Raw genomic sequence first — 11,079 nt, forward strand, 5'->3', positions numbered from 1 at the left:
GTACCATCGTGCGAATGTGCGGCATCGTGGGGTATGTGGGACCGCAGGACTCGCTCGACGTGGTCCTGGACGGACTCCGCCGGCTCGAGTACCGCGGTTATGACTCGGCCGGGGTCGCGGTCATCGCCGACGGGCGGCTGAGCACCGCGAAGAAGGCCGGCAAGCTGGCCAACCTGGAGAAGGAGCTCGCCGAGGCGGGGCTGCCTGCCGCCACCATCGGCCTGGGCCACACCCGGTGGGCCACCCACGGGGGCCCCACCGACCGCAACGCCCACCCGCACGTCTCCGCCGACGGCACCGTCGCGGTGGTGCACAACGGCATCATCGAGAACTTCGCCTCGCTGCGCTCGGAGATCGAGGCGACCGGCGTCGAGTTCAGCTCCGAGACCGACACCGAGGTCGTCGCCCACCTGCTGGCCGCCGCCTACCGGGAGGTGCCCGCCGGCCCCGGACGGCTCGCCGAGGCGATGCGGGTGGTCAGCCGTGCGCTGGAGGGCGCCTTCACGCTGGTCGCCGGGCACGCGGAGGAGCCGGACACCCTGGTCGCGTCCCGGCGCAACAGCCCGCTGGTGGTCGGCGTCGGTGAGGGCGAGTACTTCCTCGGCTCCGACGTCGCGGCGTTCATCGGGCACACCCGCAAGGCCCTCGAGCTGGGTCAGGACCAGGTCGTGGAGATCGACCGGACCCGGGGCGTGACGGTCACCGACTTCGCCGGCGCCCCGGTCGAGCCCACGGCGTACGACGTCGACTGGGACGCCGAGGCCGCCGAGAAGGGCGGCTACGACTGGTTCATGCTCAAGGAGATCGCCGAGCAGCCGCAGGCGGTCGCCGACACCCTGCTCGGCCGGCTCGGGGAGAACGGCGAGCTCGTCCTCGACGAGGTCCGCCTCTCCGACCAGGAGCTGCGCGACATCGACAAGGTGTTCGTCGTCGCCTGCGGCACCGCATACCACGCCGGCCTGATCGCCAAGTACGCCATCGAGCACTGGACCCGGATCCCGGTCGAGGTCGAGCTGGCCAGCGAGTTCCGCTACCGCGACCCGGTGCTGGACCGCTCGACGCTGGTCGTCGTCATCAGCCAGTCCGGCGAGACGATGGACACCCTGATGGCGCTGCGCCACGCCCGGGAGCAGAAGGCCCGGGTGCTGGCCATCTGCAACGCCAACGGCTCGACCATCCCGCGCGAGTCCGACGCCGTCCTCTACACCCACGCCGGCCCCGAGGTCGCGGTCGCCTCCACCAAGGGCTTCCTCACCCAGGTCGTCGCCTGCTACCTGGTCGGGTTGTTCCTCGCCCAGGTGCGCGGGGTCAAGTACGCCGACGAGGTCGCCGCGATCGTCGACGACCTGCGGGAGCTGCCGGGTGCGGTGACCCAGGTGCTCGCCGGTATGGAGCCGGTGCGCGAGCTGGCCCGGTCGCTGGCCACCGAGAACACGCTGCTGTTCCTGGGCCGGCACGTCGGCTACCCGGTCGCGCTCGAGGGTGCGCTGAAGCTCAAGGAGCTGGCCTACATCCACGCCGAGGGCTTCGCCGCCGGCGAGCTCAAGCACGGGTCGATCGCGCTGATCGGGCCGGGCACGCCGGTCGTCGTGGTGGTGCCCTCGCCGCGCAGCCGGGGGTCGGTGCACGGCAAGGTGGTCAGCAACATCCAGGAGGTCCGGGCGCGCGGTGCCCGCACGATCGTGATCGCCGAGGACGGCGACGACGACGTGGTGCCCTACGCCGACCACCTGATCCGGGTGCCGCGCACGCCCACGCTGCTGGCGCCGGTGGTCACCACCGTGCCGCTGCAGGTGCTGGCCTGCGAGATCGCCGACACCCGGGGCCTGGACGTCGACCAGCCGCGCAACCTGGCCAAGAGCGTCACCGTCGAATAGAAGGACCTCGGTGCCCCCCACAACTCGCTCCGCTCGCCGCGGGCCCCTGCACCGAGGCCGTTCCAGTGCCTCACCGGCTCGCGGCGGGACCCTGCGGAGGGGCCGTTCCATCGGGCTGCGGTCGTGATCATCGGGGTCGGCATCGACGTCTGCCCGGTCGACCGGTTCGCCGCGTCGCTGCAGCGCACGCCCGCGCTGCGGGACCGGCTGTTCACCGCCGCCGAGCAGCGCACCCCCAGCGGCGGCGAGCGGACCGGGGAGTCCCTGGCCGCCCGGTTCGCGGCGAAGGAGGCGCTGGCCAAGGCCCTCGGTGCCCCCGGTGGCCTGCAGTGGCACGACGCGGAGGTGGTCGTCGGGGAGCGGGGCCGGCCGCACCTGGAGGTGCGGGGCACGGTGGCCCGGCGGGCCGCGGAGCTGGGCGTCACCCACTGGCACGTGTCGTTGAGCCACGACGGGGGCATCGCCTCTGCCGTGGTCATCGCCGAGGGTGCTCCGTGATCGGGCTCCACACCGCCGAGCAGGTGCGGACGGCGGAGCGTGCGCTGATGGCGACGCTGCCGCCCGGCACGCTCATGCAGCGGGCCGCCACCGGGCTGGCGACGATCTGCCTCGGGCTGGCCGGCCGGGCGCACGGGCTGCGGGTGGTGCTGCTCGTCGGCGCCGGTGACAACGGCGGCGACGCGCTGTTCGCCGGCGCCCACCTGGCCGGCCGGGGAGCGCAGGTGACCGCCGTCCTGCTGAACCCTGAGCGTGCGCACGCGGCCGGCCTGGCCGCGCTCCGCCGGGCCGGGGGCCGGGTCACCGACCCCGCGCACAGCGGGCTGGACCGCGCCGACCTGGTCCTCGACGGCGTCGTCGGCATCGGCGCGTCGGGCGGTCTGCGCCCGGCAGCCGCCGACCTGGCTGCGCAGGCGGCCGCCGGGCCGGGGCTGCTGGTCGCCGTCGACCTGCCCAGCGGGGTGGCCGCGGACACCGGCGAGGTGCCCGGCGAGGTCTTCCCGGCGCAGCACACGGTGACCTTCGGCGCGGTGAAGCCCGGGCTCGTCGTGGGGGCCGGCCGCCGGCACGCCGGGCAGGTGCACCTGGTCGACATCGGGCTCGGCCCGCACCTCGGCGAGCCGTCCGCGCGGCAGATGACCGACGCCGACGCCGCGGCCCGGATCGAGCCGCCGTCGCCGGACAGCGACAAGTACACCGGCGGGGTCGTCGGCATCGTCGCCGGCTCGGCCACCTACCCCGGTGCCGGCGTGCTCTGCACCGGCGCCGCGCTGCGCACCCGACCGGGCCTGGTGCGCTACGCCGGCACCGCCGCCGACGGGGTGCGGGCCGACTGGCCGGAGGCGATCGTCACCTCGGGCCGCCCCGGGCACGCCGGCCGGGTGCAGGCCTGGGTGGTCGGCCCGGGCATGGGCACCGACGACGACGCGCGCAGCGTGCTCGCCGAGGTGCTCGCCACCGACCTGCCGGTCGTGGTGGACGCCGACGGGCTGACCATGGTGGCCGATGCCCCGGCGCTCGTCCGCGACCGCACCGCGCCCACCGTGCTCACCCCGCACGACCGCGAGTTCGCCCGGATCTTCGGCGACGTCGGCGGTGACCGCTTGGCCGCCGCCCGCCGCGGTGCCGCCGAGCTCGGCTGCACGGTGCTGCTCAAGGGTGACGCCACCGTGGTCGCCGACGCGGACGGGACGACGTTCGTCAACGGCACCGGTACCCCGTGGCTGGCCACCGCCGGCACCGGTGACGTGCTCTCCGGGGTGCTCGGCGCGGTGCTGGCGCAGACGCCGGTGACCGGGCTGCCGGCGGTGGAGGCGGCCGCGGCCGCCGCCCACGTGCACGGCCGGGCGGGGCAGCTCGCCGCCGCGGACGGGCCGCTCATCGCGGGAGACCTGGTGCGCCACCTGCCGGAGGCCGTCGGCCGGCTGTACCGGGGCGGTGCCCCCGCCTGAGCGGGGGCGCCTGGGACAGTGGGCTGGTGACGACGGTGCAGCAGACCCCCCGGCGGACCGGGGACGACCGGGCCGAGGTGGTGGTCGACCTGGACGCGATCGCGGCGAACACCGCGGTGCTGCGCGAGCGGGTCAGCCGGCCGCTGATGGCCGTGGTGAAGGCCGACGGGTACGGCCACGGGCTGGTGCCGGCCGCCCGCGCGGCGCTCGCCGGCGGTGCCGACGCGCTCGGGGTGACCGTGCTGGAGGAGGCGCTGGCGCTGCGCGCGGCCGGGGTCACCGCGCCGCTGCTGTCCTGGCAGCACGGGCCGGGGGAGGACTACGCCGCGGCGCTGGAGGCCGACGTCGAGCTGTCGGTCAACGCCGAGTGGGCGCTGGCGGAGCTGGTCGACGCCGCCCGGGCCACCGGCCGGACCGCCCGGGTGCAGCTGTTCGCCGACACCGGTCTCTCCCGCGAGGGCGCCACCCCGGCGGCCTGGCCGGGACTGGTGGCGGCCGCGGCGCGCGCCCAGGCCGACGGCGAGATGGTGGTCACCGGGCTGTGGAGCCACCTGGCCTACGCCGACGCCCCGACGCACCCGACGATCGGCCGGCAGGTGCGGGTCTTCGAGGAGGCCGTGGCGCTGGCCCGGGCGGCCGGGTTGACCGACGCCCGCCGGCACCTGGCCAACTCCGCGGCGACCATCGCGCTGCCGGAGACGTGGTTCGACATGGTCCGGCCCGGGGTGGCGGTCTACGGGCTGGACCCGCTGGGCGGTGACCCGGCGCAGTACGGGCTCCGCCCGGCGATGACCGTGCGGGCCCGGATCGCGCTGACCAAGCGCGTGCCCGCCGGGGCGGGGGTCTCCTACGGCCACACCTACGCCACCGCCGGGGAGACGACGCTGGCGCTGGTGCCGGTGGGCTACGCCGACGGGGTGCCCCGGGCCGCCGGCAACCGCGCCCCGGTGCTGGCCGCCGGCGCGCAGCGCACCATCGCCGGCCGGGTGTGCATGGACCAGTTCGTGCTCGACGTCGGCGACGCCCCGGTGGAGCCCGGCGACCACGTGGTGCTGTGGGGCCCCGGTACCGACGGCGAGCCGACGGCGCAGGACTGGGCCGATGCCCTCGACACCATCCACTACGAGCTGGTCACCCGGGTCGGCGGCCGGTTCACTCGCCGGCACGTCGGCACGGCCGGGGCGGTCTGATGCCCACGGCGAACCGCACCCACCCGCACCGGCCCAGCGGCCGCACGGTCGGCCTGGTCGGTGCGGTGCTGGGGCTGGCCGCCGCGGGCACGGCCGTCGGGGTCACCGCTACCCGCGCGGCCACGGCGCGGGTGCGCGCCGAGCGGTTGGCCGGCCAGGTGCCCGACGTCGACCGGGAGACCTGGCAGCAGCTGCGCGAGGAGGACCCGCTCGGCCTGGCCCGCCGCACGGCCGACCGGACGACGGTGGTCGAGGCCGACGACGGCTGCCGGCTGGCGGTGGAGGAGGTGGGGCCGCTCGACGCGCCGCTGACCGTCGTCTTCGTGCACGGCTACGCGTTGTCGATGCACTCCTGGACGTTCCAGCGTCGCGACCTCGCCGAGCAGCTGGCCACCGCCAACGGTCACCGGCCGGCGGCCCGGCTGGTCTTCTACGACCAGCGCGGGCACGGCACCTCCGGCCGGGGCGACGCCGCGCACGCCACCATCGAGCAGCTGGGTGCCGACCTGGAGGCGGTGCTGGCCGCCCGGGTGCCGCGCGGGCCGGTGGTGCTGGTGGGCCACTCGATGGGCGGGATGACCGTGCTGGCGTTCGCCCGCCGCCGTCCGGAGCTGTTCGGCGACCGGGTGGTGGGCGCGGCGCTGGTCTCCACCTCCAGCGGGAACCTCGGCGAGCTCGACTTCGGGCTGCCGCACCTGCTCACCCGGGTGCGGACCGCGGTGCTGCCGGTGGCCGCGTGGACCATGCGCCGCCGTCCGGCGATCGCCGAGCACACCCGCCGGCTGGCCAAGGACGTCGTCTCGGCCGCGACCCGGGCGCTGTCGTTCTCCTCCGCCGACGTCGCCCCGGAGCTGGGGCACTACGTGGACGCGATGATCGCCGGTACCCCGGTCGACGTGATCGCGGAGTTCTACCCGGCGCTGGTGCGCCTGGACCAGAGCGGGGCCATCGAGCCGCTGCGCCGGGTGCCCGTGCTCGTCCTCACCGGCGACACCGACCGGATGATCCCGGCCGAGCACAGCGAGCTGATCGTGCGGGAGCTGGGCCGCGACGAGCACGGGGTGGACTTCGTCGTCGTCCCCGAGGCAGGGCACCTGGTGCCGCTCGAGCACCCCGAGGAGGTCACCGGTGCGCTGTCGGCGCTGCTGCGCCGGGTGGAGGCCGAGCGGGGAGCCCAGCGCGGGTGACCGCGGGGAGCCGGTGCGTAGGGTGGCTGACGTGGCCGCCCTCCGACCGCCCCGCTACGACGCGGCCGCCGACGAGGTGGCCCGCACCGCCGCGGCCGCGCCGGACTGGGAGTCGCTGGCCGGGGTCGCCCGCTCCTGCGTGGCCTGCCCGGAACTGGCCGCCGCCCGCCAGCACGTCGTCGTCGGTGACCTGCCCGTCGGTGGCCGCCCCCGCCTGGTGCTCGTCGGGGAGGCCCCGGGGGCGACCGAGGACGAGACCGGCCGGCCCTTCGTCGGCCGGTCCGGCGCGCTGCTGGACCAGCTGCTCGCCGAGGCGGGGCTGGACCGGGCGGAGGCCGCGGTGCTCAACATCGTGAAGTGCCGGCCGCCGGCCAACCGCACCCCGAAGGCGCCGGAGGTGGCGCGCTGCAGCGGCTGGCTGCGCCGCCAGCTGGAGCTGCTCGACGCCCGGGTGGTGGTGGCGCTGGGGCTCTCCTCGGCGAAGTGGTTCCTCGGGCCGCGCACGGTGCTGGCGCAGGTCCGCGGCCGCGCGCACGAGGTCGACGGCCGGGCGGTGTGGGCCACGTACCACCCGTCGGCGGCGATCCGCTTCGGCCCCAACGGGGCGCCGCGCGCCGGGTTGCTGGCCGACCTGCAGGCGGCGGCGGGCACGCTGTGAGGCGCGATCACCTGCTCCCCACCCCGGCGGACACCCACGCCCTGGGCAGCGAACTGGCCGGGCTGCTCCGCGCCGGCGACCTCGTGCTGCTCGCCGGGCCGCTGGGCGCCGGCAAGACCGCGCTCACCCAGGGCATCGGCGCCGGGCTCGGCGTGCGCGGGCCGGTCACCTCCCCGACGTTCGTGCTGGCCCGGGTGCACCGCGGTGGCCGGGTGCCCCTGGTGCACGTCGACGCCTACCGGCTCGGGAGCATGGCCGACGTCGACGACCTGGACCTCGACGCCACCACCGACGAGGCGGTGACCGTGGTCGAGTGGGGCCACGGGCTGGTCGAGCAGCTGGCCGACGAGCACCTGGTCGTCGAGCTGGCCCGCCGGGACGACGACGTGCGCACCGCCCGCCTGGTCCCGGTGGGCGCAGGCTGGGAGCAGCGGCTCGGCGACTGACCCGCGCCTGGACGGGCCCGGGACCCGACTGTCTCGTACCGTCCAGGGAACGCACCGCACACCGGTGCGGCCACCGGGTCGACGTCGTGGACGTCGCCGGTCGAGGAGCGGAGGGGCCAATGAGGGCACAGCCGGTCATCGAGACCATCTACGACGAGGTGCTGCGCCGGAACCCGGGGGAGACGGAGTTCCACCAGGCGGTGCGCGAGGTGCTGGAGTCGCTCGCGGTCGTGCTGTCCCGGCACAGCGAGTACACCGAGATGAAGACCGTCGAGCGGATCTGCGAGCCCGAACGGCAGATCATCTTCCGCGTGCCCTGGCAGGACGACCGCGGTGAGGTGCACATCAACCGCGGCTTCCGGGTGGAGTTCAGCTCGGCGCTGGGCCCCTACAAGGGCGGGCTGCGGTTCCACCCCTCGGTCAACCTGGGCATCGTCAAGTTCCTCGGCTTCGAGCAGGTCTTCAAGAACGCGCTGACCGGCATGCCGATCGGCGGGGGCAAGGGCGGGGCGGACTTCGACCCGAAGGGCCGGTCCGACGCCGAGGTGATGCGGTTCTGCCAGTCCTTCATGACCGAGCTGTACCGGCACCTGGGGGAGTACACCGACGTCCCCGCCGGCGACATCGGCGTGGGGGCGCGGGAGATCGGCTACCTGTTCGGCCAGTACAAGCGGATCACGAACCGCTACGAGTCCGGCGTGCTCACCGGCAAGGGCCTGGGCTGGGGCGGCGCCCTGGTGCGCACGGAGGCGACCGGCTACGGCGCCGCCTTCTTCGCCGCCGAGATGCTGGCAGCGCGGGGCGACTCGATGGACGGCAAGCGGGTCACCGTGTCCGGCTCCGGCAACGTCGCCGTGTACGGCATCGAGAAGGTGCACCAGCTGGGCGGCACGGTGGTCGCCTGCTCCGACTCCAGCGGCTACGTCGTGGACGAGCGTGGCATCGACCTCGACGTCCTCAAGGAGGTCAAGGAGGTGCAGCGGGCCCGGATCGACGCCTACGCGGCGCGCGTGCCCTCCGCCCGGTTCGTGGCCGGCGGCAGCATCTGGGACGTGCCGTGCGACATCGCCCTGCCCAGCGCGACGCAGAACGAGCTCGACGGCGAGGCCGCGGCGACGCTGGTCCGCAACGGCTGCCGGTACGTCGTCGAGGGCGCCAACATGCCGGCCACCCCCGACGCCGTCCGGGTCCTCCGCGAGGCCGGCGTGGCCTTCGCCCCGGGCAAGGCGGCCAACGCGGGCGGGGTGGCCACCTCGGCGCTGGAGATGCAGCAGAACGCCTCCCGCGACCGCTGGACCTTCGAGTACACCGAGACCCGGCTCGAGGAGATCATGCGCGGCATCCACGCCCGCTGCCACGAGACGGCCGAGGAGTACGGCGCCCCCGGCGACCTGGTGCTGGGCGCCAACGTCGCCGGCTTCCAGCAGGTGGCCGAGGCGGTGCACGCCCACGGGCTGGTCTGACCGGCGGGCGGGACCAGCCGGCCGCGGCGAACTACTCTCGTCGGTCGTGCTGGTCCTCGCGCTCGACACCGCCACCCCGACCCTCGTCGTCGGCCTGGCGCGCTGGTCGGGCGAGGGTGCGGGTGAGGGGCCGGGGGCGGGCCCGGCGGAGGTCCTCGCCGAGCGCGCCGTCGCCTCGGGCAACCGGCACGCCGAGCTGCTCAGCCCCGCCGTCCGCGACGTGCTGGCCGAGGCCGGGGTCACCCGGGCCGAGCTCGGTGCCGTGGTCACCGGGCTGGGGCCGGGGCCGTTCACCGGGCTGCGGGTCGGCATCGTCACCGCCGCCGCGTTCGGGGACGCCCTCGGGCTGCCGGTGTACGGCGTCTGCTCGCTGGACGCGGTGGGCGGCGGTGCCCGCTCGGTGGTCACCGACGCCCGGCGCAAGGAGGTCCACTGGGCCACCTACGATGCCGCCGGCGCGCGCCTCTCCGGCCCCGGCGTGGACCGGCCCGAGGACGCCCCGGTGACCGACCCGGTGGTGGGTGACGTCCGGTTCGCCGAGCGGCTCGGGCGCGACGTGGCCGCCGCGGAGGTGACGACGGCGGGCCTGCTGCGCGCCGCCCTCCCCCTGTTCGGCCGCCCGCCCGCCCCGCTGGAGCCGCTGTACCTGCGCCGTCCCGACGCCGTGCCACCGGCCGCCCGCAAGGCGGTCAGCCAGTGACCGTCCGGCTCCGCGGGATGACCGAGGCGGACCTGCCGCGGGTGATGGAGCTGGAGGAGGAGCTCTTCGCCCCGGACACCTGGACCGAGTGGATGTACCGCGACGAGCTGGCCCGCCCCGACACCCGCCGCTACCTGGTCGCCGTCGGCCCCGACGACGGCGTCGTCGGCTACGCCGGGCTGATCGCCTACGACGACGAGGCGCACATCGCCACCATCGGGGTCACCGGCGCGCGGCAGGGCGAGGGGATCGGCGGGCTGCTGCTGGACACCCTGCTGGCCGAGGCCGACCGCCGCCCCACCCCGGTGCTGCTGGAGGTGCGGGCCGACGACCCGGCCACCCAGGCGTTCTACGCCCGCCGGGGCTTCGTCGAGATCGGCCGGCGGCCGCACTACTACCCGCTGAGCGGGGCCGACGCCGTCGTGATGCAACGGGAGGTGCGGTCATGAGCCAGCCGCTGGTGCTGGGGTTCGAGACCTCGTGCGACGAGACCGGGATCGGGCTGGTGCGCGGGCAGACGCTGCTGTCGGACGCGCTGGCGACGAGCATGGCCGAGCACGAGCGCTTCGGCGGCGTCGTCCCGGAGATCGCCTCCCGGGCGCACCTGGAGGCGATGGTCCCCACGGTGCACCGGGCACTGGCCGAGGCCGGGGTCGCGCTCGGCGACGTCGACGCCGTCGCGGTGACCGCCGGGCCGGGCCTGACCGGCGCGCTGCTGGTCGGGGTGGCCGCCGCGAAGGCGTACGCGCTGGCCCTGGACGTGCCGCTGTACGGGGTGAACCACCTCGCCGCGCACGTCGCCGTCGACGAGCTGGAGCACGGCCGGCTCGCCGAACCGTCGCTGGCCATGCTCGTCTCCGGTGGGCACAGCTCGCTGCTGCTGGTGCCCGACCTGACCCAGGACGTGCAGGAGCTGGGCCGCACCATCGACGACGCCGCGGGGGAGGCCTTCGACAAGGTCGCCCGGGTGCTGGGGCTGCCGTTCCCCGGTGGCCCGCCGATCGACCGCGCCGCCCGGGACGGCGACCCGGCGTCCATCGCCTTCCCGCGGGGGCTCACCGGACCACGGGACGCCGCCTACGACTTCTCCTTCTCCGGCCTGAAGACCGCGGTCGCCCGGTGGGTGGAGGCCCGGCAGCGGGCCGGCGAGCCGGTGCCGGTGGCCGACGTCGCCGCCGCCTTCCAGGAGGCCGTCGCGGACGTGCTCACCGCGAAGGCGGTGCGGGCCTGCCGGGACCACGGTGTCGACCACCTGGTCATCGGCGGGGGAGTGGCGGCCAACTCCCGGCTGCGGGCGCTGGCCCAGGAGCGCTGCGACGCCGCCGGGATCGTGCTGCGCACCCCCAGCCCGCGGCTGTGCACCGACAACGGCGCGATGGTGGCCGCCCTCGGCTCCCGGCTGGCCGAGGCCGGGGTCACCGCCTCGCGGATCGACCTGGGCGCGGACAGCTCGCTGCCGATCGAGGTCGTCTCCCGCTGAGGACCCGTCTCGGGGGGGGGGGGGGGGGGGGGGGGGGGGGGGGGGGGGGGGGGGGGGGGGGGGGGGGGGGGGGGGGGGGGGGGGGGGGGGGGGGGGGGGGGCCGGGGGCCCGGTACCGGGGGCGCGCCC

At 76.0% G+C, this 11,079-nt stretch carries 11 protein-coding genes; all 11 read left to right on the plus strand.

Translation table 11 applies throughout. The features are described from left to right. Positions 1-14 precede the first annotated feature (14 nt). The 11 genes from glmS to tsaD all read left to right on the plus strand — a co-directional run bounded on the left by glmS (position 15) and on the right by tsaD (position 10,950). A complete protein-coding gene (gene glmS / locus ACI79U_RS16545) occupies positions 15-1,877 on the plus strand; it encodes a glutamine--fructose-6-phosphate transaminase (isomerizing) (RefSeq protein ID WP_457063811.1) in 1,863 nt (620 codons plus the stop codon). A 123-nt stretch (positions 1,878-2,000) separates the two neighbouring features. Then, entirely contained in the window at positions 2,001-2,375 is a 375-nt protein-coding gene (locus tag ACI79U_RS16550; protein WP_457063809.1) for a holo-ACP synthase, read from the plus strand. Continuing rightward, positions 2,372-3,826 carry an NAD(P)H-hydrate dehydratase gene (locus ACI79U_RS16555; protein ID WP_457063806.1) on the plus strand — a complete coding sequence of 485 codons (1,455 nt, stop codon included), beginning with the start codon at positions 2,372-2,374 and terminating at the stop codon, positions 3,824-3,826. Before ACI79U_RS16550 ends, ACI79U_RS16555 begins: the two co-directional genes overlap by 4 nt. A gap of 26 nt (positions 3,827-3,852) precedes the next feature. After that, entirely contained in the window at positions 3,853-5,016 is a 1,164-nt protein-coding gene (alr, locus tag ACI79U_RS16560) for an alanine racemase (RefSeq protein WP_457063804.1), read from the plus strand. Further along, positions 5,016-6,203 (plus strand): alpha/beta fold hydrolase, encoded by a 1,188-nt coding sequence (locus tag ACI79U_RS16565; RefSeq protein ID WP_457063802.1) that lies wholly within the window; start codon positions 5,016-5,018, stop codon positions 6,201-6,203. The genes alr and ACI79U_RS16565 overlap by 1 nt, the downstream gene beginning before the upstream one ends. A gap of 31 nt (positions 6,204-6,234) precedes the next feature. Beyond that, positions 6,235-6,861, plus strand: a complete 627-nt coding sequence (locus ACI79U_RS16570) for a uracil-DNA glycosylase (protein WP_457063800.1) — start codon at positions 6,235-6,237, stop codon at positions 6,859-6,861. Next, the gene (gene tsaE, locus ACI79U_RS16575) at positions 6,858-7,307 is read left to right on the plus strand and encodes a tRNA (adenosine(37)-N6)-threonylcarbamoyltransferase complex ATPase subunit type 1 TsaE (protein WP_457063798.1); all 450 of its coding nucleotides are present in this window, start codon (positions 6,858-6,860) and stop codon (positions 7,305-7,307) included. The genes ACI79U_RS16570 and tsaE overlap by 4 nt, the downstream gene beginning before the upstream one ends. A gap of 119 nt (positions 7,308-7,426) precedes the next feature. Beyond that, positions 7,427-8,770: an NADP-specific glutamate dehydrogenase gene (gene gdhA, locus ACI79U_RS16580; protein ID WP_457063796.1), complete on the plus strand. Its 1,344-nt coding sequence runs from the start codon at positions 7,427-7,429 to the stop codon at positions 8,768-8,770. 46 nt (positions 8,771-8,816) lie between these two features. Beyond that, the gene (tsaB, locus tag ACI79U_RS16585; RefSeq protein ID WP_457063793.1) at positions 8,817-9,470 is read left to right on the plus strand and encodes a tRNA (adenosine(37)-N6)-threonylcarbamoyltransferase complex dimerization subunit type 1 TsaB; all 654 of its coding nucleotides are present in this window, start codon (positions 8,817-8,819) and stop codon (positions 9,468-9,470) included. After that, complete coding sequence (gene rimI / locus ACI79U_RS16590) at positions 9,467-9,919, plus strand: ribosomal protein S18-alanine N-acetyltransferase (protein WP_457063791.1); 453 nt, start codon at positions 9,467-9,469, stop codon at positions 9,917-9,919. Before tsaB ends, rimI begins: the two co-directional genes overlap by 4 nt. Further along, positions 9,916-10,950 carry a tRNA (adenosine(37)-N6)-threonylcarbamoyltransferase complex transferase subunit TsaD gene (tsaD, locus tag ACI79U_RS16595; RefSeq protein WP_457063788.1) on the plus strand — a complete coding sequence of 345 codons (1,035 nt, stop codon included), beginning with the start codon at positions 9,916-9,918 and terminating at the stop codon, positions 10,948-10,950. The genes rimI and tsaD overlap by 4 nt, the downstream gene beginning before the upstream one ends. Positions 10,951-11,079 lie beyond the last annotated feature (129 nt).

It is taken from the genome of Modestobacter sp. SYSU DS0904 (assembly GCF_054051115.1).